The organism is Streptosporangium sp. NPDC049078 (genome assembly GCF_040648855.1).
In the GTDB taxonomy this organism is placed as follows: Bacteria; Actinomycetota; Actinomycetes; order Streptosporangiales; family Streptosporangiaceae; genus Streptosporangium.
In genome coordinates, this window is the sequence record NZ_JBEZEL010000028.1 from 12,756 (window position 1) to 39,658 (window position 26,903).

The following is a 26,903-nucleotide window of genomic DNA, read 5'->3' on the forward strand; positions in this document are numbered from 1 at the left end:
GAGAATACGGCCTGACCTGGGCGTGAGTCGGCAATCGGTCGTATGGCCACGACATACCGCGCTGTATCCGGGATCAGTTGTTCGCCGTCAAGGCCGCGCGTGCGGCGGTGAGGATCTCCTCGGAGAGAGGGGAGCCCTTGGTGGCCCGAGCCAGGACGAGTGCGCCGAGCATCGTGGACAGCCGGACGAGGCCGTCCTGGTCTTCGGTGGCGAGCTGCTCGGCGAAGTCGCTCACGCCTTCGGCGTAGACGCGGTGGGCTTCGCGATCACCGAGCTCCCGTGCCATGTCGGTGGCGAGCCCGGCGACGGGGCAACCGTCCGCAGGGTTGTCGCGGTGCTCGACGGAGAGGTAGGTGTCGATCAACGCCTGCTGGGCGGCGTGCGACTCCGGTCCTGTCGTGCGGTGCCGGGCGAACTCGTCGAAGGCGTGGGCGGTGGCCTCGTCGACGAGTGCCTCCTTGGAGGCGAACTGCTTGTAGAAGCCGCCGTGGGTCAGACCGCACTCCTTCATGAGGTCGGCGACGCTGACCTGCGTGCCTCGTTCGCGGAACAGCCGGGAGGCGGCTTCCACGACCCGCTTGCGGTTCTCCTGCGCCTGCGCCTGCGACACGCGGCCCATCGGCCACCTCCTAAGTTGGATGTCGGTTGACATCTATCTTACCCTTCGGTTTAGATTATAGATGTAATCTAATTTCGGGACTCGGTCATCAGGACCGTCCACGACGCTGGGAGCAAGCATGGAACTGAAGGACGCGGTCGCAGTGGTCACCGGCGCCAACCGGGGGTTGGGTCGCCAACTGGCCATCCAGCTCCTGGAGCGCGGAGCGAAGGTCTACGCGGCGGCCCGCCGCCCCGAGAGCGTGGACGTGGTCGGTGCCATCCCGCTCCGCCTGGACGTGACCGACGAGGAGTCGATCCGAGCCGCGGCCAGCGTCGCCTCCGACGCGACGCTGCTGGTGAACAATGCCGGGATCTTCACCGGCACCCCCCTGGTCGCCGGCGACCTGGACTCGGTGCGGTTGGAGATGGAGACGAACTTCTTCGGGCCGCTCGCCGTGACGCGGGCCTTCGCCCCGGTCATCGAGAGCAACGGCGGCGGCGCCGTGCTCAACGTCCTGTCCGTGCTGTCCTGGCTGCACCCGGCCGGTTCGGGGGCCTATTCGGCGGCCAAGGCCGCCGCGTGGGCACAGAGCAACGCGATTCGCGAGGAACTGGCACCCCGCGGCATCTCCGTCTCTGCACTGCACGTCGGGTACATGGACACCGACATGGCCGCCGACGTTCCCGCCGAGCGGAAGACCGACCCGGCCGAGGTCGCGGCCCAGGCCCTGGATGCCATCGAGAAGGGCCTTCCCGAAATCCTCGCCGACGAGATCACCCGGCAGGTCAAGCAGAACCTGGCCGCGACGCCGACCCCGGTCTGAGGCGCAGCCCGCGGCGCCCGTTACACGTCGTCCCTGGTGGCATCGACCCGAGCGAGGGCTCGGACTCGTCCTCTCACCAGACGCGGTCAGGGCCCATGTCGGGCTCGCGCACCCGGTCTGGTTCGACGATGGGGAGTCGGTGGGTCGTGGAATCGTACCGGGAGCTCTCCGGGCTTCGTCAGGGGAGGCCGTATCGCTGCTTGATCATTTTGGCCTCCTCCTCGCTCACCTGGAGGGGGGTGACGGCCAAGGTCCTTCGCAGGTCAGAGATGATCTTCTCGCCCGCGCCTCGTACCCGAGTGCGGTGCTGGACGAGTTGGGCGTCGAACTTCTTGGCGGCCGGTCCCGTCCACACCCTGCCTTCGTGAAAGTCCCGGTACGGGGGCTCGATGCCGCTCTCGATCTCCTGGACCAGCGGCTCGACCGTTCGGAGGGCCTCTCCCAACGCCGCGTGGAGCGGATTGGGCACCAGCTTGGCCATCGGATCAGTCCTTCTTCGAGGTGGAGGTCTTCGCTGTCGGGGACGGCGCGCTGGCGTCGGTGAGCAGCTTGGGGGCGATCAGCTTCATGAGCGCCAGCACATCGGCAGCGTTGTCCCGCCCTTTGGCGCCGATCTCCAACTGAATGTTGATCTCCGCTTTGCCCCGTACCAGCGTGGAGAACGCGGCGTTGTCTTCGCCGCTGGCCCGCTTGAAGTAGTAGCCGGTGACCCCGGGGAGGATCTCCGGCAGCGGTGTGGCCCCATCTCCGAGTGCCTCCTTAACATCTTCCGGGTCACTTGCTGGAGTGAGGTCAACCTGTAGCACTTTCAGTCGATCACCCTCACGTTGGTAAATTGCACAACCTCCAATACCGAGGCCTCCGGAGAGCGTGAAGTCGAATGAGCCGCGAACCAGAGGGTTGCGTACCTCGGTCATCAACTCAACTGCCCTCAAAGGAATGTGCTCACAGAGGTACGGAGGGGTGGCAACCGTCGGTAGCGGAGTACGGTCGACCGTCACTTCCTCCCCCCGGCAAGCCGTCAACATAGTCAGGACGCAGGCCAGCACGCTAGTTACAGCGAATGCTTTTCGCATCACGAGCCGTACTGGGCGAAGCCGATGGAGAAGCCCTGATCTAGGCGGTTCTCAGTCTCCAGCCATGGTCTTCCTGACAGCCCTTCATAGAGCCAGCGGTCATAAGCCTCGACCCGCCGATACTTGTCGGTGCTATTGGCGGCTGTTTTGTCGATCATCTCGTCCTTGGTCATGAGGGTCCGACCGTCGTCCTTGAGGAAGTTGTTGGGGTTGTCGCGGGGGTCGTCCCCCTTCTCCAGACCCTCAAGGGTGGCCCATGGATGGCTTCGATCGGCGGGTTCGGCGGAGCCGAAGAGGCCATTTCTGAGCATCGCCTGAGCTGCGAGATCATGCACAAGCCCTCGGGTCTTGTCAACGACGGCGTTGGCGTCAACGCGGGCGTTGTCCTCTGCCTTGCCCTTGGCTATCTCCTCCGCTACCCCGCTCCAGGCTCCGATGACACCGGCGGCGATTGGCCAGGCTCCCCGTTGAGGGATGGCGAGACCGGTATTGACCGCAGCCAGGAGCATCTTCATGTTGCGCTGCTGTGCCTCGTCCAGATCCTTGCCTTCCTCGATCTTCGCCAGTCCCGCCGCGTCGGTGATCATTCCGAATCCTGATCCGGCCCGTTTGGCGCCGGTCATAAACTTCTCGTTGCCCCGCCCGGCGGCCATCTCAGCAGCACCGTAATCAAGAAACAAGCCCGTGAATGCCGTCTGGGCAGCCAGAACAGGGGCAAATGCCTTCGGGTCTGCAAACGCTTCTTTCATCACCTGGCGGAGCGCCCCTTTATCGAACTCGGCTCCCCAAGGATCCAATCCAGCAGTGAAGGGATTATCGGCCCCCCGTACTCCGGGCCCGGCGGTAATGCTGTTGTCCCCCTTCTGGGCGGTGCGGTTGATGTCGCTGATGTAACCAGCCAGGATGTGCCCCATCGATGCAGGGCTCACAGAGGATTCAGAGAGCTTGCCGTCCTTGATGCGTACGGCCTCCAGATGGATGAGTTCCGAGGCGAGCTTGGCGGACAGGAAGCCGCGCGACGGGTTCTGCGGTGAGCCGTCGTGGTCGCGGAAGACGAGCGTCGCGGCTTTCAGGGCCGAGCCAAGGGCCACGCCGTCGTCGCTCAGGCCCCGTTCGGTCATGAAGCGTTTCAGCATGGTCGGGTCGCCCACGAAGAAGTCCTGGGCCGCCGCGGGATCACGGCTGAGCCCTTCCAGCAGGGTGGCCATGACCCGCGGATCCAGTGGCCTTTCGCGATCGATGGACTCGATCTTCCTGGCGGTGGCGAGGAGGAAGGCGGTGCTGAAAGTGCCGTGTTTGAGGGCCAGTGTGGCGGCGTAGCCCTTCTCCCACCCGACATAACCTCCCTTCGGAGCGGTGTCGAGGTCGGACAGCAACCCTTTCCACCAGGCGTCGCCCAGGCGTGGGGTCGCCGTACCCAAGGTTTTTCCGAGGGTGGCCTGCAGGCGCTCCGCTTTCTTGTCGTCCTTGCGCTTCGCGGTCTCAACCATCAACTGGCGGAATCTCGTCGTGCCCAGCGTGTTCATCAGCGCGGCGGCGAACGTCGCGTCCCCCGTCCGCTTCTCCAGCCCTTTCAGGAGTTTTTCGTCGATCTTGCCGTCTTTGGCGGTCTTGCCGAGGCCGAGGGTCGCGGCATAGATGTCCGGGTTGTGGTCGGCCTTGCCGTACAGCGCCTCGTCGAAGGCGGCCAGCCCGCTGGGCGTCTCGGCGGCGGCGCCCCACTCGGTGAGCTTGGTGCTGATCGTCTCGTTGCGACGTCGCAGGTCGGGGCGGCTGGTCTCGATCCAGCTCTGCATCTCGCGCAGCGCGCCCAGCCCCGAGGCGTCCAGGTCGAACCGTTGCAGGGTACGGCGGATCTGCGGTTCGTTGCGTCCGAGTGCGTCCTGCGCTCGGCCGAGCCCTCGCTCGAAGTCGTTCATCCGCTCGGGGTCGATCCCCGAGTACTCGCCGTTCACGCTCGGAGTCGGAGTCGCCGGGGATCTGTGCGGTGCGGGGGAGGGGGTGGCTGGAGCGGGTTGAGCGGTGCCGGTGGGCTGGGCGGTGCCGGTCGGTGGGGAGGGAGACCGCAGGTCAGGGGCGGACTGGGGAGAGGGTGAGGGCGTGGGATACGGATGGGTCATGAGGGCGCTGGACTCCGGCTTGGTCCGTGAAGGTGACAGCTCCAGCGGACATATTAATTTCAATCCGCCTATCCCGCCAAGATATTTCCTAAAATGGACATAATTGATAATTGTGTCGCTTTGAAATAGGTGCTTGCCGGGTGTAAGTGCTCACAGGTCCTCGGCCTGTGTCGCCGCTCGGACGGACTGTTTCGCCGTGCTCGGGGAGGTGGTGCTTCACGAGTTATCCACAGAATCGGGTTCGGCTCGTTGGTGATCGCTCCATCCAGCTGATCCTGGGGCCTCGATCCTTCATCGAGCCCAAGGAGGGCGTGCGTGATCACGGCACTCGTCACCGTCACCATCCTCTCGGCGGCCCTCGCGGGAAACTCGCCCTTCCCCGCGCCGCGCCTCTCCCCGGAAGCCTGCGAGACCTGGGGCCACCTCCTCTCCTTTCCTCCGGTCGCCCCGCCGGGCGGCACCCAGCACCTGCTGGCGGAAGAGGATTTCCTGCCGGAGAAGATTCGCACCGCTCTCGCCGTCATCTGCGCGCCCTGGGCGCCGCTCTCACCGGACGCGAGTGGCGGCCGATCGACATTCCCGCAGGGCTCCTTCCCCGGCGGGGGTCCGGCCTCGGCTTCGAATCCGGTGCCGGATTCGGTTCTGGACGCGGCCGGCGAATGGTCGCCCGAGTTCCCGGGAGTCGATGTCGGCTCCACTGAGCCTTCCGGTCCGGAGGTGGGAGGGGCGGTGGAGTCGGCAGGCGACTCAAGTGACAGGGAAGACGTCTCGGCCTCTTGGATGAATCCGGCGTCTTGGGCGGGACCGAGAGACCCCCGGGCTTCCTCGCGGTCGGAGCCCTCGCGGTCAGAGTCCTCGTGGGCGCGAGCCAAACGGCCGCAGCACCCTTCCGGGGGACGAAAAACGCCCTCCGATCCCGGGGCGGTGTCCTCCCGTGGGGCAACGCCCCCGCGTGGGGCGGCGTCCTCCCGAGAGAAGGCCGTTTCCCGGGGGAAGGCCCTCTCCGGTGGGCGGGCGGCACCTTCGCGAGGGAGAGCGGTGTCCTCGCGCGAAGGTGTCCAGGGCCTGCGGGGCCGGATCGCGGCCACCGCCGCGCTCCGGCAGGTCGGCAGGCCGTACGTCTGGGGCGGCGGTTCGAGCGCTGGCCCGACCGGCGGGGGCTTCGACTGCTCCGGGCTCGCCCTGCACGCCTGGGCCAGGGCCGGAGCCAGGCTCACCCACTACACCGGCAGCCAGTTCAGACAGGGCCGCAGGGTGCCCTTCTCCCGGCTCCGCCCGGGAGACCTGGTCTTCTTCGGTGGAGGTGGCGGAGACCCCACCCACGTGGGCGTCTACGTCAAAGGCGGCGTCATGGTCCACGCCCCCAAGACCGGCGATGTCGTCAGGACGATCGACTTCACCACCTCGCCCTACTACCTCTCCCGCTATCGAGGTGCCGTCCGCCCCACCCCGCGCTGACTCGCCTCGTCCGGCCTCCCCCGTCCGGTCTACCCCGTCCGCTCCCACCCGCGCTGACTCACCCCGTCTGTCCCCCTCCGCGCCGTCCCACCCCGTCTGTCCCCCTCCGCGCCGACTCACCCCGTTCGCCCTGACCCGCGCCGCTCCACCTGGGCCGTCCCGCCTCGTCCGGCCCAGGCCGCACTCGATTCGCCTCCGTCTCGGAGATCACTCGCTTGCCTAACCGAGTGTCGGTTCCCCCCAGGATGCTGGTAATGTAATCACGCGTTGGCCCCCTTAGCTCAGGGGATAGAGCACCGGCCTCCGGAGCCGGGAGCGCAAGTTCGAATCTTGCAGGGGGCACCAGCGATCCATCAAGGGGAAACCCGGAGACGACCCGCGGAGACGCGGGTCGTTTTTTGCTTTCCTGAGTCCTGCCGGCGGTGTCCGTCTCGCCCTTGCCCAGCGGTGCTCAACCCGTTTGGGGGGTGGTCGATTGTGGGTAGTTTGAGGCTGCCTCAGCGTGCGGCCGTGGGTGCTTCGTCAGGTGGCCGGTCCTGGATGGCGCTGAGCGGACAGGGGAGGCCCTTCGGATGAAGGTCATTGCGTTGTCCTGCACGCAGAAGCGTCTCCCGTCGCTGACCGACGCGCTGCTGGAGGCGGCGATCACCGGTGTCCTCCGGGAGGTCGGTGACGCGGAGATCCAGCGGATTCGGTTGATCGACCATCGCATCGCGATGTGCGAGGGCGAGGACACCTGCCTTGATCCAGAGGTGGGCCGGTGCACGCTCGACGACGACTTCGAGCACGTCGTCGGTCTGGCCGAGGGCGCGCAGGCGATGCTGCTCGCCATGCCGGTGTACGCGGGGAACGTGCCCGCGATACTGAAGATCTTCCAGGAACGGCTGAAGAGCTTCATGAACGCCGGGCAACGCCCGTTCGGCAACCTGCTGGTGGGGACGATCGTGCATTCGCGCACGATGCTGACCGAGCCCGCACTGGGATCGTTGTTCCCCTGGTACCTGCGTCTACGGAACAGGAACGTGGCGTCGGCGTGCTTCACCCAGAACGATCACCAGGACCTGACCCGCACCGCGGCGCCCGACCTGTGCGTGGCCGTGGGCCGGCAGCTCGGCATGACGCTCGACGGCGGCCGGTCGCCGGCCGACGAGCGCACGGCACTGCCGTTGGTTCAGTCACCGGCTCGTCCGCGGTGCGGCGACCCGACCGCGTCCTCTTCCGGAGAGTGAGGGGATTCCGCGCGCCAGGTGCACCCGTCGCCCACCTGTTCGCACGAGACCGTGACGCCCGGTTCCACGTAGCGGGCGGCGATGGCGGTGTTGAGTTCCTGGCAGTACGGGCACGGTGACGGGAACGTCAGGACGACGCCGTCGCGGGCGGCCCGTTTGCGGTACCGGAGGATCCCGCAGTCGGCGTTGCGCAGGACGGTGCCCGACGGCTGGGGCTCACTGGTCACCGCCGAGTCGTACAGCAGCAGCTGACGCCGCAGCCGGGTCATGAAGTGATCGGTGGCGGACACCCCGGCGGGCCGTTGGGCCCGCAGCAGCTCCGCGGTGATGCGGGAGTTCGCCTGGATCCACGCGGTCAGGCCCTCTTCGCCGTGCTCTCCCAGGATGAACTCCTCCGCGGCCGCCTGTGCCTCGAAGAACCGCTGGCGCCACAGGTCGACCTTCTCGGCCGGGTCGAGGGGAGACGTTTCAGCCGGGTCGAGAGGAGCCGGTTCATCGGTCATGGTCCGCGTCCTTCCCGGTGGCGTCCCCGGCGGCGTCGTCCAGTTCGGCGAAGACCTCCTGGGCGACGCGCAGCCCGTTGTTGGCGACCGGCCAGCCACCGTAGTAGGCGAGCTGGATGATGACTTCGATGATCTTCTCTCGTGACATCCCGAGGTGCAGGGCGGCGCCGATGTGGCCACGCAGCTCCCAGTCGGTCCGTGCCAGCGCGACCGCGGTCAACGCGACGAGTTCGCGCTCCTCGACGCTCAGGTGCGGGCGGGTCCAGATCTCGCCGAACAGGTGGTCGACGGTGATCCTCAGGAACTCCGGGTAGGAGCCCGGGCGTGGTTCGCGGCCGAAGACCTGCTGGAACATGGCCTCGCCCCGCTCGTGCCGGGCAGACGGCTGATTCATCGATCAACTCCCTCGTGTTGGCCGAACACCGGTCGAACAGTTGTCAACGTCCACGACGCCACGAAGGCGACGAGCAGCAGCGCGGCGCCGCTGCCGAAGGCGGCCGGAACGCTCACCCGCTCGGCGATGAGTCCCACGACGACCGGTCCGACGACGGCGCCGACGTCGGTGCACATGGAGAAGACGGCGACGCCACTGCCGGCCCGGCTGGCGACGACGTCTCCGATCAGCGCGGCCGGTGCGGCGTTGAGCAGCGCCGATCCCGCCGCGTACACGCTGAGCAGGACGACGAGCCAGGCGTAGTCGTCCACGAACATCAGGGCCGTGATCGCCGCCGCGGCCACACCGGTGCCGGCGATCATGGCGAACCGGCGGCCGGCCCGGTCGACGACCCGGCCGGCCGGCATGATCAGCAGTGCCTGGACGACGGCGGATGTCGTGAACGCCCACCCGACCCACGTCACGTCGTGTCGCCACGCCACGATCACCGTGGGGACCAGTGCGCCGCGTAGCCCGAACAGGACCCATCCCTGCGCCAGCGCCGCGAGGCAGGCCGCCACGTAGCGTCGATCGCGTAGCAGGACCGGTAGCCGGACCACGTCCCGGCCGGGCTCCGCGCCGGCGCCTCGGCCGGTGCGGAGGACCGTCGACGCCAGCAGCGCGGCGGCGAGCAACAGCACGGCGTACGCCACGAACGGCGCGGACAGGCTGATGAGAGCGAGGAGCCCGCCCAGTGCCGGTCCGCAGATCCCGCCGAACAGGAAGCCCGCTTCGAACACGGCGCCGGCCCGGCCCCGCTGGTCGGCCGGTGCGACCGCGAGGAGTGTCGCCAGTGCGGACACCGAGAACAGCACCGAGCCGACGCCGCCGAAACCGCGGAAGGCGAGCAGTTGCCCGTAGGACCCGGCGAACGCCGTCAGCGCCGAGGAGATCGCGCATATCAGCAGGCCGGCGACGAGGAGTCGCCGCTCGCCGAAACGAACCGCGAGCCGGCCGCAGAACGGGCTGGCGGCCAGCCGCGTCAACGCGAACAGGGCGACGAGCGCCCCGATCTGGGTGGGTCCGGCCCCGAACGTCGCCGCGTACACCGGGAGCAGCGGGAGCACCAGTCCCAGGCCCAGCATGACGCAGCCACCGACGACACTGAGGACGTAGACCTCGCGGGGGAGACTCGGCTGGGCGGTGGCAACGGGTGGGACGCTGCCGGGGCCGGCCGCCGTCACTGTCCGGTCACAGGATGATGCTGAGCTTTCCGTGCTCGTACAACGTCTCGTGGTCGAGCACCACGACCCGTTTCCTGATCCGGAAGGACTCGCTCTCGACCACGAGCTCGAACCGGTATTTTCCGACGTAGACGTCAGAGCGTCCGTGCCCGAACCGGTACACGACGACGTTCGCCGCCACGTCGAGGTGCGTGCCCCGATCGGTCAGGATCTCCACGTTGCCGATCATCCGATTCGTCCGCGACCGGGGGTTCTCGCACCACACCTCGCCGTTGAGGAGCTGTTCGATCCGCTGGCGCAGCCGGGCGGCGTCGTCGTCGATGAGCCCGAGCGCGTCGGCCGTCCCGCCGCGGACGTCGGTGGCAGGCACCGAGTAGCGGATGTCGTCGGTCAGCATCTCGTCGTACCACTCGCGCAGGCGCCACTCGTCGAGCAGCCGCGCCTCACGGAAAAGGAACCGGCTCACCCGGTGCCACAACCGCACCTGGGCCGCTTCGTCGACCGTCAGCTCGATGGTCATCGTGGTTGCGCCCCTTGCATCTCGGCCCGGTGGGCGATTTCGAGGTGACCGTCGTCGCCGTGCATCAACCGGTCCCACTGCCGCCAGAACTCGCGGGCGGGAAGCTCGTCGGTCGTCTCCGGGACCTCCTTGTTCATACCGCGTGACAGATCCGAGTAGCGGACCGTGCGGTTGAGGTAACCCCGCTGGCACGACTCGACGATCTCGATGTCGTCGGGGGTGGCGAAGCCGGCGGGGCCGAGGAACGTCAGGTAGTGACTCTTGCGGAGTTCCCGGATGTCGGGATCCTCGTCCTTGGGGGCGAGGGCGACCGAGGTGATGGCCATCTGGCCGGCGCCGACCGGGTCGATCTTGCGGATCGTGATCGCGATCGCGTCGATGATCATCAGGTTGGGGAAGATCAGCACCGCGCGATTGGTGCCGGTGATCCGTTCGGCGCGTTCGGCGCCGAACCGGTCGACGAACCGCGCGGCCGTCGCCTCGATCCGCGGCCGGACCTCGGGGCCGAACATCGGCGTCCAGTAGGCGAGCGGGCGGGCCGCCGCCGGTGGCAGCTCGTTGGCTCCGTGCCCCAGTCCGAGGGCGCGGCCGAAGCCGCCTCGTCGCCGTGGCGGCACCGACCCCAGCGACTCCATGTAGCCGACGTAGCGCTTGTGCAGGGCACGGAAGTGGTAGATGTCGACGCTGTTCTCCATCATGAGCTTCCAGTTGGCCCGAGCTCCGTGGAGCTGCGCCCCCTGGATCACCTCCATCCCGACCTCGGACTGGTCGTCGATCAGGTCGAGGTACTCCGTCGCGCCCGCCAGGTACTCGGTCAGGGTGCGCGGCTGCTCCGCATCGAAGGTGACGAACACGAAGCCTCGGTAGCCGTCACTGCGGTGCTGTGCCAGGCCGAAGTCCGCCTTGCGGAAGCCCGGCCCGTACCCGTCGGGGATCGGGACCCCGACCAGGTCGCCCTGGTTGGAGAACGTCCAGTCGTGGTACGGGCACCGGAACGATCTGGCCTGCCCGGCCGGTTGCGAGCAGATCAGGGCACCGCGGTGGGTGCAGCTGTTCGCGAAGACCCGGATCACCCCGTCGGACCCGCGCGCCATGACCACCGGGCGCCCGCCGACGTCGCGCGACACGTAGGAGCCCGGTCCCGGCACCTCCGATTCGTGCCCGACGTACAACCAGCAGCGATCGAAGATCCTGGTCATCTCCTGTGCGGCCAGGTCGTCGTCGGTGTAGGCGCGGCGATCCACCCGGAACGAGAGGCGCTCAAGATCGTCGAGCACGATCGGGTCGCCCACCGGCCGCCGCGGTTCGATCGTCACTGCTCCCTCTTTCGCTGTAGCGTCTCGACCGCGCCGATGACCAGCTCGGCCGTGCGCACGGCGGAATCGCCGCACTCCGGCTGCGCGGCGCGCAGCCGGGCCCGGTGGTCCCGGGCGGGATCGAGCAGGTCGGTGACGGCGTCGGCGACCGCCTGCTCGGTGACGCCGGCCGGCTCCAGCGCCGTCCCGAAGCCCGCCCTGTCCACGAAGTACGCCTGGATGGGCTGGTCCACGGCCAGCGGGATCACCAGCATCGGTGTCGCCGCCCGGATCGACTCCGCCACGGAGTTGTAGCCGCCGTGGGTGATGAACACGTCGGCGCGTTCGAGCACCTCACGTTGCGGTAGATAGGGGGCGGTGAGCACTTCGTCGGGCAGCGCGAGCTCCTCGGCGAGATCCCCCACCGCGGCGATCACCTGCGCACCGGTCGCCGCCGCCCCGGTGATCACCGTACGCAGCAGGTCCGGCCGCCGGTAGAAGATCGTGCCGAAGGAGACGTACACCAGCGGGCGGTCGGGGTCGATCCGATCCAGGCCGGAGAAGGCGACCTCGTCGCCGCGGGTCCCCGCCGCACCCGGCAACCCGACCAGCCGCACACCGTCGTCGGTGACCGCGTCGTCCCCGACGAGGGCGGGAATCGTCGGCATCAGGTTGAGAATCGGCGAACGCGCCGAATGGGTGCGGGTCGACCACAACACCCCGTGCCCGGTCAGATAGGCGCCGACCTGCTCGTCGTACGGCCAGCGACCTCGTCGGTGCTCGCGCGGGCATACTCCGCCCAGGTTGGCCCAGATCATCCCGTACGGCACGCCGGACGCCTCCGCGCCGACCATGGCCGACGCCGTGACCGGCAGCGAATCGACGAGTACGAAGTCCGGCGCCGTCTCGCGGAGCGCCTTGGCCGTCTGCTCCGCCACCGGCGACGACCGGAGCATCGGGCCGATCTTCGCCGGGTCGCCGCTCCACGGCGCCATCTCGACCTTCCCGATCGCGTGGACCGGCGTCTCACCCAGGGCCTGGCGACGCTGCTCGTCGAGCGTGCCACCGTCGGCGGACAACAACAGCAGCGCGACCTCACTGCCGGCGGTTCGGAGCGCATTGACCACTGGAATATACGGGTTCAGGTGACCATGCTGAGTCGTGGTGAGGAGGGCAACGCGCATCAAATCTCCGATTCATGGAAAGAAGACGACCAGGCCGACTCAGAATCCGGCTCCGGGTGCACCACAGCAGCTACGACCGCGACACCCTCCTGCCTTCGGAAACGAGTCGAGACGGCGACGGGCGAACGGCGGAACTCCGCCTCCGGACAGGCGAAAACGCCCGGCAGGCGAAAGGGGCCGTCGACGTCTGGGCACTGCTGTGAAGCTCTACGCATTCCCCACCATCGCCGAGGGGACACATCATGTCAACGACGTCTAAATCCTGGATTTGACGCTAATTTCATGATATCGACCTGTTTAAGCGGGCAAAGAGGATGCGCTTGCGCAGGAAAACAGAGTTGGCCAGGCCATACATCTGTCGCTTGAGCATCTTGACGCGGTTTGATGTCAAGCAGCTTCTTGGCATCGTGAAGACCATTGGCGAGGGAGGCAACCGGTGAACCGGTCCACCCAAGAGCCCTCACTGCTTGAGCTCACCACCACCCTGACTCCCGCCACCGTCTCGCGGTTCCTCGCCTCCAACGCTTGGAACCTTGAGTACAGGGGGCAGGTCAAGGAGGTCTGGCGGCTCGTCGAGGGCGGGAACCTCATCGCCCGGATCATGCTGCCCCTCGACCCGGGCTTCGCTGACCACTCCGATCGCTTCTGCGACGCCCTCCACGTGATCGGCCGGGTCGACGACTGCGATGCCGACCAGCGCTACGAGCGCATAGTCGCCGCGAAAGTCGACGCGAGTTCCCTTCGGCGCAGGCTGGGAGACTTGCCCGAAGCGTAGTTCGGCTGTGTCCGAAGGAGCCCTCACCTTGTTTCAGGTGAAGGGTTTCCGCTGTTCCGCGCCGTGAGGTTCCCGAGGTAGTCCCTGATCATCGATCTCGACCCCCGCGAGGGGAGCCGAGCTAATACTCCCTTTTGCTGCATCTTTCCCTTTTGCTAAGTTGATCTTATGCGCCCCCTCCTCGCAGTGCTCTCCGGCGCACTGGTGAGCCTTTTCCTGGTCGGTACAGCCACAGCCGACGCCGACCGGCTCCGGCCGGTCCCCACCGGCACAGCCGCCCTCACAGCCAACCCGATCTACGAGACCGGCGAACTGAAACCGGACACCTGCCCGGAGCGGCCAGTTGACAACGACGACTTCAAAGGCGCCACCAATTACCTCAACGGTCTCCTCCGTTGCCTCAACACCAGTTGGAAGCGCCAGTTCGCAACAGCGAGACTTCCCTTCAGCACACCGAAGCTGCGGGTCATACGCCACGCCGGTGTGAAAACCGGCTGCTCCGAATTTCCCGAGAGCGCCCAGGCGATCTACTGCTCGGCGAACAAGACGATCGTCTTTCATCTCGACAAGAAAGCCTTGGCCGACGTAAGCGACCTGTGGCTATTCTCAGTCCTTGGCCATGAGTACGGCCACCACGTCCAAGAGCTCTCCGGAATCATGACCACCTTCGACTCTCGCAGGTACCGCACCAAGAAGGACTACAACGCAGCCTCACGTCGCCTCGAATTGCAAGCCGACTGTCTGAGCGGCGCCTTCATCGGCAGCGTCTGGTCCTCCCTGGAGCGGCCGGACTCGGATTTTTCCTACCTGCGGCGCTTTGAGAAGAGTTCTCCGACTCATGGCAAGGCCGCGAACTACTCTTACTGGTTGAACCGCGGCTTCCTGGCCAAGGGGCCCGACGCCTGCAATACCTTCGCCGCCAAGTCCAGAGTGTCTTGACCGCTGTCTCGGCGCCCGCGCCTCTTCCGGCGGCGAGGCGCTGAATCGGGAACGGGGGCAGCTTCGTCGCTCCGCTCCCGCCTGTCAGCGGTGCTATGACAGTCGTGCCGGGCGTGGGCGGAGCACTGCATGCGGCTCCTGTCCGGCGACCCCCATAATGATCGACGGCATTTGCCGATCAATAGGGGGTTTTGTGAAGAAGCTCATGGTCGCCACGGCTCTCGTCCTGGCCGGTGTCGGCACGGTGGCCGCGCCCGCGCCCGTGCTGGCCCGGTCGACGACCTCGGGGGCCGCGTCGTCGCTCGTCGCGGCGGCCGGAGGCGAGGCGGCCGTCGTGAAGTGCCAGACCCGCAGCATCAAGTCGCCGGCGAACGGCAGGTACGTGTCCGCGGAGTTCGGCTGGTCGGGCGACAAGTACGGGATGCTGCGCGCCCGCGCCACGAAGGTCGGCCCCTGGGAGAGGTTCTCGATCTGCTACAACGGCCGCAACTACACGATCAAGTCCCTGGCGAACGGCAAGTACGTGTCCGCGGAGTTCGGCTGGTCGGGAGGCGACCACGGGATGCTGCGCGCCCGCGCGTCCTCGGCCGGCACCTGGGAGAGGTTCCACATCGCCTCCTGCGGGACGGGCTGTGTGTCGATCAGGAACCTCGCCGTCCCCTCCCGGAACTACGTGTCGGCGGAACTCGGCAACAAGGGCGACAAGTACGGGATGCTGCGCGCCCGCGGCTCGAAGGTCGGCCCCTGGGAGAAGTTCAGGGTGCAGTAGGCCGCATTTCGAGCATCGATTTCGGGCATCGCCGTGGGCCGCCGATCCGGGTCCGGCGGGCGGTTCGCGGCGGATGCCATAGGAACGGGGCCGGTTCGCGGCGAATGTCACGGGAACGGGACCGGGGACCGGTTCGTTGGCAGGGAAACCAGGCGACCGGCCGAGATGACGGGGTGTGACGACAGGCGGGCGGAGCCTCGGCCGGATGACGGTCGTCGCCCGGACAGAGGCGGTCCTTCGCCGCTTCACGGCGGCGAAGTGATCTCGCGGGGGTTCCGTTCCAGAAGGGGTGCTTGATGCGTACCACCACGGATGCCGACGTGCGGCGGGTGTTCGACCGGATGGCGGATCGGTACGACGACCAGATGCGGGTCTGGGAGCGGCGCCTGTTTCCGGGGAGCAGACAGTGGGCCGTCGGGCAGGCGCGCGGCCGTACGGTGGAGATCGCGGTCGGCACCGGGCTCAACCTGCCGCTGTACGCCGCCGACGTCACGGTGGTCGGCATCGAGCTGTCCGAGCGGATGCTGGAGCTGGCGCGGCGGCGGGTGGCGCGGGAAGGGCTCGGCGAGCGGGTGGAGTTGCGGCAGGGCGACGTGCAGCGCCTGGAGTTGCCCGACGGCCACGCGGACACCGTGCTGTCCACGTTCACGATGTGCACCATCCCGGACCCGGCGGCCGCGGCGCGCGAGGCATACCGCGTGCTCAAACCGGGCGGCAGGTTCGTGCTGGCCGAGCACGGGCCGTCGAGCAACCCGATCGTCCGCACTGGGATGCGGGTGGTGGAACCGCTGTTCGTGCGGTTCGCGGCCGACCACCTCACCCGCGACCCCCGGCCGTTCCTGGAGCAGGCGGGATTCCGGATCGAGTCGGTGTCCCGGATGACGCGCGGCGTCGACTTCCGGGTGCTCGCCGTCCGGCCGTGACCCGCCGCCTTCCACCCGCGTGATTCCGGTGCCGGTGAGGCGCTGCGCCCTCATGAGCGGGGTACGAGAGGGAACGGGCATCGACGAGGAGGCACCCGTGGAGTACGTCCTGAAGGAGATCGCCGACCAGCCCGCGTGCTGGCGGCAGGCGCTGGATCTCGGCGCGGCGAGTCCGGCGGGGCTGCCGGAGACGGGTGAGCGCGTCGCCGTGATCGGCTGCGGCACCTCGCTGTACATGGCGCAGGCGTACGCGGTGCTGCGCGAGCGTTCCGGGCAGGGGGAGACCGACGCGTTCCCCGCCTCCGAGCTGCCCGCGCGCCGCTACGACCGGCTGGTCGCGATCACCAGGTCCGGGACCACGACCGAGGTGCTGCGCGTTCTCGACGCGGCGGGTGACGTCCCGACGGTCGCCGTCACCGCCGACCCGGCGACCCCGGTGACCGGCCTGGCCAAGACGGTGATCGCGCTGGAGTTCGCCGACGAGCGTTCCGTGGTGCAGACCCGGTTCGCCACCAGCGCTCTCGCCCTGCTCCGCGCGCACCTCGGGGAGGCCCCCGCCGACCTCGCGGCCCAGGCCGAGACCGCGCTCGTCACACCGCTCCCCGAGGGGGCGATCTCGCGGCGGCAGTTCACCTTCCTCGGCAGCGGCTGGACCAACGGCCTCGCCCAGGAAGCGGCGCTGAAGCTCAGGGAGGCCGCTCTCGCCTGGTCGGAGGCCTACCCCGCGATGGAGTACCGGCACGGGCCGATCAGCGTCGCCGACGAGAACAGCCTGGTGTGGTTCTTCGGCGGTCAGGAGAGACTGCTCGACGACGTCGCCCGCACCGGAGCCCTGACCACGGCCACCACCCTCGACCCGCTGGCCGACCTGATCCGGGCCCAGCGGCTCGCGGTGGAGCTGGCCCGGTCGCGCGGCCTCGACCCGGACAACCCGCGCAACCTGACCCGCTCGGTGATCCTCGGGTAGTCGCCCTCAGCGGCGCCGGGCGGCGTTCAGCAGCCAGCGGCGGACCACGGCCAGCGCCAGCGGCACCGGCACGGTGCCCGCGCCCAGGCCCACGTCGACCAGCAGGTCGAACACCTCCTTGCGGCGGGCGGCGGTGTCGATCGCGGCGTCGATGAAGCCGGGTGACTGGGAGGCGAGGGCGAGCACGTCGGTGGTACGCAGGTGCCGGCCGAGAGCCTTTCTCAGGCCGCGCCGGTAGGCGGGCAGCGGGTCGTCCGCCGCCTGGACGGCGGCCTCCCCGGCGAGCCGGCCGGAAAGCAGCGCGTAGAAGATGCCCTCGCCGGTGAGCGGGTTGATGAGACCCGCGGCGTCACCGGCGAGCAGCACCCGCCCCGAACCCGGCCCGGGACGGCCGGGGGAGAGGGGAAGATGGTGGGCGCGCAGGTCGCGGGCGTTCACGTGGGGCAGCAGCTCGGCGAGCCGTCCGTGCAGCACCTCCTTGCCCGGCAGGCCGGTGGCGTGCAACCGGGGCAGGAGCATGCCGTAGCCGACGTTGGCGGTCCCGTCGCCGATCGGGAACGACCACGCGTACGCGGGCCACCCGTCCTGCTGCATGAAGATCGACTGGACGTCGTCGTCGGCGGGCACGTCGGCGTAGCCGCGCACGGCGATCGCGGTGTGCTTCTCGGGGGAGGGGGGAACGCCGATGAGGCGCCGTACGGCCGAGTTGGCCCCGTCCGCGGCGACCACGGCGCGGGCGGTGACGGTGCCGTCGAGAACCACGTGATCGCCGAGAGTGGCGAGCGCGCGGACCTGGTGGCGGCGGACCTCGACACCGCGGGCGCGGGCGGCGTCGACGAGGCGGGCGTCGAAGACCTTGCGAGGCACGACGTGGTTGGACCTGGCGGAGGTGGCCGAGACGCGGGCGCCACCGGGGGAGACCACCGCCAGGCGCCGTGTGGGCCGGTAGTCGGCGATGAGGTCGGGAACGCCCAGCAGGGCGAGCTCGTCGCGTCCGTGGGCGGCGATGCCGTCACCGCAGGCCTTGTCGCGGGGGAAGTCGGCCCTGTCGAGCAGCAGGACCCGCGCCTCGGGCCTGAGCTGTCTTGCGCGCAGGGCCGCGGCCGCCCCCGCGGGCCCGCCGCCGACGACCACCAGATCCCAGACGTCATCCACCCCGGGGAGCCTTCCCCGTACGCCCGGGGGGAACCGCCACGCGGTGGATCTTCCGGGCGGCACACGCCACCGTGACCCACCCGGGTATGGGGCCGGGGTGGGCGGGAGCGCGGAGGCCAGGCCGCTCAGGGCCGGGAAAGCCGGTGGCCGGAGGTGGCCCCATGGCCGGGGAAAGGCCAGGGAAGGGCCAGGGACAGGGGGGAGAGGCGGTGCAGGCGGCGGCTAGAGATCGCTCAGGGCGGGGAGGAGCTCCTTCTCCGACCAGTCGAAGAACGCGTCCTGGTGCTCGTGACCGATCTGGACGAGGGCGACGTGGGTGAAACCGGCGTCGGTGTAGGCGCGTACCGCCTCCACCACGGCGTCCACGTCGGGGCCGCACGGCACCTTGGCCGCGACGTCCTCCGGGCGCACGGTCTCGGTGGCGGCGGCGAAGTTGACGGGCCCCGGAAGCTCGGCCATCACCTTCCACCCGGCCACCGACCAGCGCCACATCCGGTGCGCCCGCTCCCTGGCGGCCTCCACGTCGGGGTCGTAGCAGACGGCGAGCTGGCCGTAGACGGGCTTGCCCGTGCCACCCTCCCCGGCGAACAGGCGCACCAGGTCCGAGTCGGGATCGACCGCGACCAGCGCGTCGCCGTGCTCGGCGGCGATCTTCCCCGACCGGCCGCCGGAGGCGGCGATCGCGAGCGGGACGGGCCGGTCCGGCAGGTCGTACAGCTTGGCCGAGTCGACGTCGAAGAACTCGCCGCGGTAGGTGACGTACCCGCCCTCGAACAACTCCCTGATGATCTGCACGGCCTCGCGGAACATCCCGTGCCGGGTGTCGGCGGACGGCCAGCCCTGACCTGTCACGTGCTCGTTGAGGTTCTCGCCCGCGCCCAGCCCGAGCGTGAAGCGGCCCTCGCTCAGCACGCCCATCGTCGCCGCCTTCTGCGCCACCACCGCGGGGTGGTAACGCATGATCGGGCAGGTCACGTACGTCATCAGGGGCAGGTGCCGGGTGGCCTGCGCCGCCGCGCCGAGCACCGACCAGGCGTACGGGGAGTGGCCCATCTCCTCCAGCCACGGGAAGTAGTGGTCGGAGATGACCGCGTAGTCGAAACCGACCCGCTCGGCCGTCGCGACGTCCTGGACCAGCTGTCTGGCGGGCGTCTGCTCACACATCATCGTGTAACCGATCTTTGCCATACCCCGCCCCTACCCGGCTTCCCGCGAGCATCGCCGGAAGAGCCGAAAATATCGCCGTCCTTTACGAATCGCCCACCTACCAGTGGCCTGCCTCCACATCGCCCGCCTTCGAGTCGTCTGTCGGTGGACCGCCCGGCCACGAGTGACCCGGTTACGAGTCGCCCGCCTTCGCGGAGGCGCCCGCCTTTCGTGGGGTGCCCGCCTTCGACGCCGCCCCGTCCGGGGCGTGCGGGGCGTGCGGGGCGTGCGGGGCCTGGGGGGTGGTGTGCTTGAGCGGGACCGCCGAGCCGCGGACCACGTCCAGCTGGACGGTCTGGCGGGGCGTCAGCAGGTCCAGCAGCCAGCTTCCCGCGATGCGCGCCCGGTTGCGCGGGATGGACAGCAGGTGGTAGCCCCGGGTGACCACCTTGGCCGCCATGCCCGAAAGCGGCACGCCCAGCGGGTTCGCGGCGGCGCCGGTCCCTCCCAGGTCGACGACGAACCCCAGGTCGCTGTGCTTGTACGGCCGGAGCCGCCCGTGGCCGTAGGAGGCGGCGATGTTGCGGGCGGCCTGTCTGCCCTGGCGGCCGGCGTGCTGGGCGGTCATCGCCGTGTACTCGCCGGGCCGGGTGAGGTCGGGGACCGCGGCCGCGTCGCCGCAGGCGAAGATCTCCGGGTGGCCGGGCACCCTGAGGTACTCGTCGACGCGCAGACGCCCCTTCACGGTCGGCAGGCCCAGGGACTCCACCATCGGGTCGGGGCGCACGCCGACACACCAGATCAGGGATTTGGTCGGTACGAACTCCCCGTCGGAGAGCTTCACCCCCTCGGCCGTCGCCTCGGCCACGCTCGTCTCGGTGAGGATCTCCATGCCCCGCTCGGACAGCGTCCGGTGCGCGCTCCGCGACAGGCGTTCGTCCAGCTCGGGGAGGATGCGCGGGGCGATGTCGGCGAGGATCCAGCGCATCGGCTGGTCGCGCAGCCTCGGCCGGTGCCTGCGGAGGGCGTTCGTGAGCAGCTGGCCCTGCGCCGCGACCTCGGTCCCGGTGTACCCGGCGCCCACGACCACGAAGGTGCACCTGGCCGCGCGCTCCTCGGGGTCGTCGGACGCGTCGGCGAGCTCGACCTGGCGGATCAGGTGGTCGCGCAGGTAGAGGGCTTCGACGATGCTGCGGAAGCCGTGGGCGTACTCGGCGACCCCGGGTACGGGGAGGAGTTTGTTGACGCTGCCGACCGCGACCACCAGGCGGTCGTAGCCCAGTTCGCGGTGGTTGCCCTCGGCGTCGGTGCACTTCACGCGGCGCGCCTCGATGTCGACGCTGTCCGCCGTGGCGAGCAGATACCGCACGCCGGGATAGTCGCCCGCCAGCGGGACCGCCACCTTGCGGGCGTCGAGGATGCCCGCCGCGACCTCCGGCAGCAGGGGCAGGTAGAGGAAGTAGTCGGTCGGATTGATCAGGACGATCTCGACCGCGCCCTTCGCGATCCGGGAGAGGGTACGGACCGCGGTGAAACCCGCGAACCCTCCTCCGATCACGACGACTCGTTGTCGTTCACCCATGACGTCGCTCCTTTCGGCACTCCGTTTCCAGCGGCGTGCCCCCTCTGCCCCCGGGTCAAGCGTGATGGGCCGTCCCATATTGCCCACGCGGCTCGTACGGACATCGCGGCGAGCGGGTGGGACGCGGGGACGCGGAATGCCCGGGGAGCGGATAAGAAGGATTAATCGCCAGGTCATCGCGCGGGCAAGATGGCGGGGCGGGCGAGTGGGAGCCGCTTTCCCTGGGGATGGCCGGGAGAAGGCGGTGGAATCCAGATGCCGCGCCGATTCGAGGATGATCCGGTTTGTTGAGGGATCGGCTGATGTGAAACGGCCGGTTCGAGAGGGCGGGTCTGCTTCGGGGATGGGCCGGCCCGAGGATCGACCCGCCTTCGAGGGCCGATGTGGAACGGCGGGTTCGAGGCCGAGCCGGTTCGAAGGGGGTGGGTCGTGACGACCTCCGAACAGTCACGCGAGGAGCCGCTGACCTCACCGTTGGCGCCACGCGCGAAGGAGCCGGGCTCGATCGTCGTGCGCTGGCTCACCAGCACCGACCACAAGGTCATCGGCTACATGTACCTGATGACGTCGTTCGTCTTCTTCCTGTTCGCCGGGCTGATGGCCATGCTCATCAGGGGCGAGCTCGCCCAGCCGGGACTGCAGGTGCTGACCACGGCGCAGTACAACCAGCTGTTCACCATGCACGGCACCCTCATGCTGCTGCTGTTCGCCACACCGCTGTTCGCCGGGTTCGCGAACGTGGTCATGCCGCTGCAGATCGGGGCGCCCGACGTGGCCTTCCCCCGGCTCAACATGGTGAGCTTCTGGCTCTTCCTGTTCGGCGGGCTCATCGCGAGTTTCGGTTTCCTCACCGGCGGGGGCGCCCCCGACTTCGGCTGGACGGGATACACGCCGCTCTCCCACGCGACCTACTCCCCGCAGCTCGGCGGAGACCTGTGGATCGTGGGCCTGACGATGTCCGGGCTCGGCACGATCCTCGGCTCGGTGAACTTCATCACCACGATCATCTGCATGCGGGCCCCGGGGATGACGATGTTCCGCATGCCGATCTTCACCTGGAACACGCTGCTCACCGGTGTCCTGGTGCTGATGGCCTTCCCGGTGCTGGCCGCCGCGCTGCTCGCCCTGCTGGCCGACCGCAAGTTCGGCGCCCACATCTACGACCCGCAGACCGGGGGGCCGATCCTGTGGCAGCACCTGTTCTGGTTCTTCGGCCATCCGGAGGTCTACATCATCGCGCTGCCGTTCTTCGGCATCATCACCGAGGTGATCCCCGTCTTCAGCCGCAAGCCACTCTTCGGCTACATCGGCCTGATCGGCGCGACGATCGCCATCGCGGGGTTGTCGATGACGGTGTGGGCGCACCACATGTTCGCCACGGGCCGGGTGCTGCTGCCGTTCTTCTCGTTCATGTCGTTCCTGATCGCGGTCCCGACCGGGGTGAAGTTCTTCAACTGGATCGGGACCATGTGGCGGGGGCACATCTCATTCGACACGCCCATGCTGTTCGTCGTGGGGTTCTTGGTGACGTTCCTGTTCGGCGGGCTGACCGGGGTCATCATGGCCTCCCCGCCGCTGGACTTCCACGTGCACGACTCGTACTTCGTGGTCGCGCACTTCCACTACGTGGTCTTCGGCACCGTGGTGTTCGCGATGTTCTCCGGCTTCTACTTCTGGTGGCCGAAGATGACCGGCAGGATGCTGAACGAGAAGCTGGGCAAGCTGCACTTCTGGACGCTGTTCATCGGCTTCCACGTCACCTTCTTCGTCCAGCACCTGCTGGGCGCGGAGGGCATGCCGCGCCGCTACGCCGACTACAGCGCGCTCGACGGGTTCACCACCCTCAATTTGATCTCCTCCATCGGCGCCCTCCTGCTCGGCCTCTCCACGCTGCCGTTCCTGTACAACCTCTGGTACACCGCCCGCCACGCTCCACGCGTGACGGTGGACGACCCGTGGGGCTTCGGCAACTCGCTGGAGTGGGCCACCTCCTGCCCCCCGCCCCGGCACAACTTCACCTCGATCCCGGCCATCCGCTCCGAGCGGCCCGCCTTCGACCTGCACCATCCGAGGGTGGCGATGCAGCCGCGCCAGCTCGACCCGGCGGCGAGGCTCAAAGAGGAGATCTGACCGGCGGCACGGTGGTGACGCGACGGGCCGCCAGGGCGTCCGGGCCCGGCGAGGCGGTCCGCTCCCTTCCCTGTGCCCCTCTCAGGGGCCACCCGTGACGCGGCCGAGGGCGATCTCGGTGGTCTCCTCGGGGTACGGCGACAGGCGTACGGCGTCGGCGGGGGAGAGCAGACCTGCCGCCACCCGCCCGCACAACTCGGCGAGGGCGGCGATCTCCGCGTGCTGGGCGAGGACGAACGCGCGGTCGACCGGGTCGCCGTGCCCGGGAACGACCGTGCCACCGGAGCCGGAGCCGGAGCCGGAGCCGGAGCCGGAGGTAGAGGTGGGGGTGGTCGTGTCACCGGAGGCGGGGAAGAACTCGGTCGTTCCATCGGGACCGGGACCGTCGTCGGGCCGGTCGAGCAGGCCGAGGAGCCCGGTGAGTGTGGCGGGCCATTCGAGGGGATAGGCGTCCTCGTAGGCGGGCGGCGCGCCGTTCTCCACCAGATCCCCGGCGAAGATCACCCCGGCGTCCGGCACGTGGACGACGAGGTCGTTGCCGGAGTGGCCGCGGCCGAGGTGGGCGAGGACGACCGGGCGGCCTCCGACGACGAGCCGCGTCCGGTCGGTCACCAGATGGTCCGGCGGCACGATCTCGGTCCTCACGATGTCGTCGGCGATGTCCGGCCGCCCCAGATCCCGGTAGTACCGTTCCCACTCGCCCCTCGCCCGGCCGCCGTTCTCGACCAGGTCGGCGCGGCAGTCCTCGTGCGCCCAGACCGGGCAGCCGAGGAAGGACCGGGTGCCGAAGCTGTGGTCGAAGTGCGAATGGGTGATCGCCACCGTCCACGGGTCGCGGGTGATCCGTCTCACCTCCGCGAGCAGCTCCGCCCCCTGCCGCTCGTCTCCCCGCGTGTCGACCACCAGGCAGCCGCCGTCGCCCATGACCAGCCCCACGGACAGGTCCAGCTCGGCGTACCGCCGCACGAGCACCCGGTCCGCCACCTCGACCCATCGACCTTCCACGAATCGCATTCTCCCCCCAACCCGGGACCTCGGCGCAGGCCCCCGGCCTGGGACCTCAACCCGGGACCTCACACAGGCCCCCGGTCCGGGACCTCGGCGCAGCACCTCGGTCCAGGACCTCACCCCAGGACCCGGCCGACCATCCGCGCGTACATCCGCCCCGGGCTCGGCACCGACGACGGGTGCAGGAAGCCGGGAAGCATCGGCAGGTCCACCGCGAAGGGCTGCAGCCTCTCGTAGAGGACGTCGGCTCCCGAGGGGCGGTCGTCGGGGTCCTTCTCCAGCAGGTCGGCGAGGAGGCGGTTCAGCTCGTCGGGGATGCCGGGCACCCGTGGCGGGCGTTCCTTCACCTGGCGCTCGAACACCGCGTACTCGGTGGGGCCGGTGAACAGCTGGCGGCCCGTCAGCATCTCGTGGATCACGCACCCGAGGGCGTAGAGATCGCTGCGGGGGCCGGACAGGCCGCGCTGGATCTGCTCGGGAGCCATGTACGACGGGGTGCCGAGGATCTGGCCCACCCGGGTGAACTGGGTGGAGTCGGCCTCGCGCAGCACGGCCAGGCCGAAGTCGAGGACCTTCACGCTCCCGTCGGGGCAGAGCATCAGGTTGGTCGGCTTCAGGTCGCGATGGCAGACGGACAGCGCGTGGGCGGCCGTCAGCACCGCGCACGCCTGGGCGGCGATCGCCGCCGCCCACGGTACGGGGAGCGGGCCGTGCTCGCTGACCACGTCGGCCACGGTGACGCCCTCGATGAACTGCATCACCTGGAAGAGCCGCTGGTCGAAGGTGCCGAAGTCGTACAGGACCGGAGCGCCGGGGTGCTCCAGCCTGGCCAGGATGCGGGCCTCGCGCAGGAAACGCCGCTTCAGCTCCTCGTCGGGGCCGGTGAGGAACTTTAAGAACTTGACGGCCACCCTGCGGTCGAGATGCTTGTCGTGACCGCCGTAGACGGCCCCCATGCCTCCCTGGCCGAGAGGGAGGTCGTCGAGGACGTACCGGTCGCCGATGACCATCGACCCTCCCCTGGACCTGCGGGCATCAAGCCCCTTGGTCGCACGGCCGGAGATGACCGTCGACCAGTCCGTCAAAGCCTAGCCGGATCAGCGTTTCCCCCAGCGTCCGTGTTTCGCGCAGTTTGTCCTCAAGGTCGAACAGCTCGCGGAAGGCCGTGCCGTACATCCGCTGGTCGGACAGCGGCAGCACGGGCACCCGCGCCCGCCGCACGTCGAGGCGGCTGGAGCTGGGATGGACCCTGGCCGCGTCGGCCGAGCGCAGGAACCCGGCGAGGAACCCGGAGTCGAGCCGCTGCGGATCGACCCGGTAGAGCGTGAGCTGCGGGCCGAGCGCCGCGCCACCGTGGGTGATCACCCTGACCGCGCCCAGCACGGTGGTCACCACGTCACCCGGCCGGATCATGACCAGGGCCGGGTCGAGGGTGGTCCGGCCGGAGGGCGGCGTGCCCGCCGCGGTGTCCTCGGCGGTCAGCACCGGCAGGGGACCCTCGTCGGCGGACATCCTCGCCGGTGCCTGCAGGATCGTGATCAGTCCCGCCTTGGCCAGCTCGCCGACCGTGGTGGTCGGCAGGTCCTGCCGTTCGGCGAGCGGCTGGAGGGCGGGGGTGGCGTCCGGGAGCAGGGCCGAGGTCTCCTTGAAGCCGGCCAGGGCGTCGGTGAAGTCGCGCAGGAGATCGGGGCCGCCGTGCTGCGGGCGGTGCCTGGACGGGGCGAGGTCGACCTCGTCGTCGAGCAGGTCGATGATCCGTACCGTCCTGCTCTCGCCGGACAGCTCGGCCTCGGGGTCCTTCTGGTACGCGCGCCAGGCGGGCTCCACGATCGACAGGTTGTCACCGGCGTCCACCAGCAGCAGCCGGGACGGCGGACGCCCGCCGTCGGGCCTGCGGAGGATCCACAGGTCGGGACCGCCCGGCGCGAGCGTCACCACGGCACGCAGCGCGCCCGCCCGGAGCAGGTTGCCGCGGATCCGCTTGCCGGGACGGCGGCTGGCGGCGGCGGTGGGCATCAGGATCGCCACCAGGCCGCCCGGTCTCACCCGGGCCAGGCAGTGCTGCACCCACGCCAGCTCCGACTCCCCGCGCGGCGGCAGCCCGTACTCCCAGCGCGGGTCACCGGCGAGGTCCTCGTGTCCCCAGACCCGCTCGTTGAACGGCGGGTCGCAGACCACGGCGTCGGCGAGCTCACCGGCGAGGCGATCCTCGCGCAGCGAGTCGCCGGCGACGATCCGCGCCTCCGCGCCGCGCAGCAGCACCCGTACGGCGGTGAGCAGCGCGTTCGACTCGTTGATCTCCTGCCCGATCAGGACGGTCTTCCGTTCCGACCGGGCACGCCCCTTGCGGCCCGTCCGTGAGCCCGTGCGCGAGTCCGTCCGTGAGCCCGTGCGCGGCCCGGCGAGGGAGTCCGCGCCCAGCAGCAGTGTCCCGACGCCGCACGCGGGGTCGAGGACGACGCCGCCCTCCCCGGCCGCGAGCCCGACCATGAGCGCGGCCACGTCGTCCCTGGTGACCGGGAGCTGGCGGGAGTGGGCCTCGGCGTAGCGCTGGAACAGGAACTCGAAGACCTCCAGCGGGTCGCGCTCGGCGGCGAGCTCGGCCACCAGCCGGACGAGGGCGAGGTCATCCAGAAGAAGATCGGCGGAGCCGGGAAGATCCGTCGTCACCTTGGCCACGCGGGTGAGAGACTTCGTACCATGATCACGCCAGAGGGTGGGTTCGCGGCGCAGGAAGAGCAGGAACGCGCCGACCCCGCCCACGAGTTCGCCCAGCCTGAGGTCGTCGACCGAGGTGCGCATCCGCTGCCAGACCAGGTCGCCGAGCGAGACCTCGAACGACTTGCCGTTCGCGCGCAACCACACGGCGATCTCGGGCAGGGAGAACAGCGGGCTGGAGGTGGTGCCGCCCACCGGCTGGGGAAAGTCCTCGTGGCGGCGGCGCCAGTTGCTCACCGCAGCCCTGCCGACCCCGGCGAGCCGGGCGATGTCGCCCGCGTTCACGGTGATCTCCTGACTCTCCTCCATGGTGGGTCACAGTAGTTGACCGTGCCGCAACGGTCTACAACGACTTTGCTTGTGAA

25 protein-coding genes and 1 tRNA gene are annotated in these 26,903 nt (G+C 69.2%); 10 read left to right on the forward strand and 16 right to left on the reverse strand.

All coding sequences use genetic code 11. From position 1 onward, the window contains the following. Nucleotides 1–73 precede the first annotated feature (73 nt). Nucleotides 74–619, reverse strand: coding sequence for a TetR/AcrR family transcriptional regulator (locus AB0B90_RS36065; protein WP_350948479.1), 546 nt, complete (start codon nucleotides 617–619; stop codon nucleotides 74–76). A gap of 118 nt (nucleotides 620–737) precedes the next feature. Here AB0B90_RS36065 and AB0B90_RS36070 point away from each other — a divergent pair, with 118 nt between their 5' ends. Continuing rightward, nucleotides 738–1,424 (forward strand): SDR family oxidoreductase, encoded by a 687-nt coding sequence (locus AB0B90_RS36070; protein WP_350948480.1) that lies wholly within the window; start codon nucleotides 738–740, stop codon nucleotides 1,422–1,424. Nucleotides 1,425–1,602: 178 nt separating this feature from the next. On the opposite strand, the gene AB0B90_RS36075 is transcribed toward AB0B90_RS36070, so the two are convergent. The 3 genes from AB0B90_RS36075 to AB0B90_RS36085 form a co-directional block, all read right to left on the reverse strand. Beyond that, a complete protein-coding gene (locus AB0B90_RS36075) occupies nucleotides 1,603–1,905 on the reverse strand; it encodes a hypothetical protein (protein ID WP_350948481.1) in 303 nt (100 codons plus the stop codon). A gap of 4 nt (nucleotides 1,906–1,909) precedes the next feature. Next, entirely contained in the window at nucleotides 1,910–2,341 is a 432-nt protein-coding gene (locus AB0B90_RS36080; protein WP_350948482.1) for a hypothetical protein, read from the reverse strand. Nucleotides 2,342–2,499: 158 nt separating this feature from the next. Further along, the gene (locus AB0B90_RS36085; protein ID WP_350948483.1) at nucleotides 2,500–4,455 is read right to left on the reverse strand and encodes a hypothetical protein; all 1,956 of its coding nucleotides are present in this window, start codon (nucleotides 4,453–4,455) and stop codon (nucleotides 2,500–2,502) included. Between the two features lie 1,203 nt (nucleotides 4,456–5,658). Here AB0B90_RS36085 and AB0B90_RS36090 point away from each other — a divergent pair. The 3 genes from AB0B90_RS36090 to AB0B90_RS36100 all read left to right on the forward strand — a co-directional run bounded on the left by AB0B90_RS36090 (nucleotide 5,659) and on the right by AB0B90_RS36100 (nucleotide 7,307). Then, the gene (locus AB0B90_RS36090) at nucleotides 5,659–6,078 is read left to right on the forward strand and encodes a C40 family peptidase (protein WP_350948484.1); all 420 of its coding nucleotides are present in this window, start codon (nucleotides 5,659–5,661) and stop codon (nucleotides 6,076–6,078) included. Between the two features lie 270 nt (nucleotides 6,079–6,348). Then, nucleotides 6,349–6,423 (forward strand) — tRNA-Arg (locus tag AB0B90_RS36095). Nucleotides 6,424–6,650: 227 nt separating this feature from the next. After that, nucleotides 6,651–7,307: an NAD(P)H-dependent oxidoreductase gene (locus AB0B90_RS36100; protein ID WP_350948485.1), complete on the forward strand. Its 657-nt coding sequence runs from the start codon at nucleotides 6,651–6,653 to the stop codon at nucleotides 7,305–7,307. On the opposite strand, the gene AB0B90_RS36105 is transcribed toward AB0B90_RS36100, so the two are convergent. Genes AB0B90_RS36105 through AB0B90_RS36130 form a run of 6 tightly spaced genes read right to left on the reverse strand, consistent with a single transcriptional unit; the run spans nucleotide 7,250 to nucleotide 12,369 of the window. Next, nucleotides 7,250–7,810: a hypothetical protein gene (locus AB0B90_RS36105; protein WP_350948486.1), complete on the reverse strand. Its 561-nt coding sequence runs from the start codon at nucleotides 7,808–7,810 to the stop codon at nucleotides 7,250–7,252. The genes AB0B90_RS36100 and AB0B90_RS36105 overlap by 58 nt on opposite strands. Beyond that, the gene (locus AB0B90_RS36110; protein WP_350948487.1) at nucleotides 7,800–8,204 is read right to left on the reverse strand and encodes a carboxymuconolactone decarboxylase family protein; all 405 of its coding nucleotides are present in this window, start codon (nucleotides 8,202–8,204) and stop codon (nucleotides 7,800–7,802) included. The genes AB0B90_RS36105 and AB0B90_RS36110 overlap by 11 nt, the downstream gene beginning before the upstream one ends. Then, entirely contained in the window at nucleotides 8,201–9,427 is a 1,227-nt protein-coding gene (locus AB0B90_RS36115; RefSeq protein ID WP_362926495.1) for an MFS transporter, read from the reverse strand. Before AB0B90_RS36115 ends, AB0B90_RS36110 begins: the two co-directional genes overlap by 4 nt. Before the next feature lie 7 nt (nucleotides 9,428–9,434). Further along, nucleotides 9,435–9,947, reverse strand: a complete 513-nt coding sequence (locus AB0B90_RS36120) for an aromatic-ring-hydroxylating dioxygenase subunit beta (RefSeq protein WP_350948489.1) — start codon at nucleotides 9,945–9,947, stop codon at nucleotides 9,435–9,437. Beyond that, nucleotides 9,944–11,263, reverse strand: a complete 1,320-nt coding sequence (locus tag AB0B90_RS36125; RefSeq protein WP_350948490.1) for an aromatic ring-hydroxylating dioxygenase subunit alpha — start codon at nucleotides 11,261–11,263, stop codon at nucleotides 9,944–9,946. Before AB0B90_RS36125 ends, AB0B90_RS36120 begins: the two co-directional genes overlap by 4 nt. Further along, entirely contained in the window at nucleotides 11,260–12,369 is a 1,110-nt protein-coding gene (locus AB0B90_RS36130; RefSeq protein ID WP_362926496.1) for a glycosyltransferase, read from the reverse strand. The genes AB0B90_RS36125 and AB0B90_RS36130 overlap by 4 nt, the downstream gene beginning before the upstream one ends. Before the next feature lie 493 nt (nucleotides 12,370–12,862). On the opposite strand from AB0B90_RS36130, the gene AB0B90_RS36135 reads away from it, so the two are divergent. The 5 genes from AB0B90_RS36135 (at nucleotide 12,863) to AB0B90_RS36155 (ending at nucleotide 16,799) form a co-directional block, all read left to right on the forward strand. Further along, nucleotides 12,863–13,201, forward strand: a complete 339-nt coding sequence (locus AB0B90_RS36135; protein ID WP_362926497.1) for a hypothetical protein — start codon at nucleotides 12,863–12,865, stop codon at nucleotides 13,199–13,201. Nucleotides 13,202–13,369: 168 nt separating this feature from the next. After that, nucleotides 13,370–14,140 (forward strand): neutral zinc metallopeptidase, encoded by a 771-nt coding sequence (locus tag AB0B90_RS36140; protein ID WP_362926498.1) that lies wholly within the window; start codon nucleotides 13,370–13,372, stop codon nucleotides 14,138–14,140. 193 nt (nucleotides 14,141–14,333) lie between these two features. Beyond that, on the forward strand, nucleotides 14,334–14,909 hold the full coding sequence (locus tag AB0B90_RS36145) for a hypothetical protein (protein ID WP_362926499.1): 576 nt from the start codon (nucleotides 14,334–14,336) through the stop codon (nucleotides 14,907–14,909). A 296-nt stretch (nucleotides 14,910–15,205) separates the two neighbouring features. Continuing rightward, nucleotides 15,206–15,832: a methyltransferase domain-containing protein gene (locus tag AB0B90_RS36150; protein WP_350948495.1), complete on the forward strand. Its 627-nt coding sequence runs from the start codon at nucleotides 15,206–15,208 to the stop codon at nucleotides 15,830–15,832. A 52-nt stretch (nucleotides 15,833–15,884) separates the two neighbouring features. After that, nucleotides 15,885–16,799, forward strand: a complete 915-nt coding sequence (locus tag AB0B90_RS36155; protein ID WP_350948496.1) for a sugar isomerase — start codon at nucleotides 15,885–15,887, stop codon at nucleotides 16,797–16,799. A 6-nt stretch (nucleotides 16,800–16,805) separates the two neighbouring features. On the opposite strand, the gene AB0B90_RS36160 is transcribed toward AB0B90_RS36155, so the two are convergent. The 3 genes from AB0B90_RS36160 to AB0B90_RS36170 form a co-directional block, all read right to left on the reverse strand. After that, nucleotides 16,806–17,954 (reverse strand): NAD(P)/FAD-dependent oxidoreductase, encoded by a 1,149-nt coding sequence (locus AB0B90_RS36160; protein WP_362926500.1) that lies wholly within the window; start codon nucleotides 17,952–17,954, stop codon nucleotides 16,806–16,808. A gap of 222 nt (nucleotides 17,955–18,176) precedes the next feature. Further along, entirely contained in the window at nucleotides 18,177–19,142 is a 966-nt protein-coding gene (locus AB0B90_RS36165; protein WP_350948498.1) for an LLM class F420-dependent oxidoreductase, read from the reverse strand. Nucleotides 19,143–19,293: 151 nt separating this feature from the next. Further along, on the reverse strand, nucleotides 19,294–20,682 hold the full coding sequence (locus AB0B90_RS36170; RefSeq protein ID WP_362926501.1) for an NAD(P)/FAD-dependent oxidoreductase: 1,389 nt from the start codon (nucleotides 20,680–20,682) through the stop codon (nucleotides 19,294–19,296). Between the two features lie 462 nt (nucleotides 20,683–21,144). Here AB0B90_RS36170 and ctaD point away from each other — a divergent pair, with 462 nt between their 5' ends. Beyond that, complete coding sequence (gene ctaD / locus AB0B90_RS36175) at nucleotides 21,145–22,812, forward strand: cytochrome c oxidase subunit I (RefSeq protein ID WP_350948601.1); 1,668 nt, start codon at nucleotides 21,145–21,147, stop codon at nucleotides 22,810–22,812. 81 nt (nucleotides 22,813–22,893) lie between these two features. On the opposite strand, the gene AB0B90_RS36180 is transcribed toward ctaD, so the two are convergent. The 3 genes from AB0B90_RS36180 to AB0B90_RS36190 form a co-directional block, all read right to left on the reverse strand. Then, on the reverse strand, nucleotides 22,894–23,826 hold the full coding sequence (locus AB0B90_RS36180; RefSeq protein ID WP_362926502.1) for an MBL fold metallo-hydrolase: 933 nt from the start codon (nucleotides 23,824–23,826) through the stop codon (nucleotides 22,894–22,896). 110 nt (nucleotides 23,827–23,936) lie between these two features. Beyond that, the gene (locus AB0B90_RS36185; RefSeq protein ID WP_350948501.1) at nucleotides 23,937–24,830 is read right to left on the reverse strand and encodes a serine/threonine-protein kinase; all 894 of its coding nucleotides are present in this window, start codon (nucleotides 24,828–24,830) and stop codon (nucleotides 23,937–23,939) included. A gap of 25 nt (nucleotides 24,831–24,855) precedes the next feature. After that, nucleotides 24,856–26,847, reverse strand: coding sequence for an N-6 DNA methylase (locus AB0B90_RS36190; protein ID WP_362926503.1), 1,992 nt, complete (start codon nucleotides 26,845–26,847; stop codon nucleotides 24,856–24,858). Nucleotides 26,848–26,903: the final 56 nt, after the last annotated feature.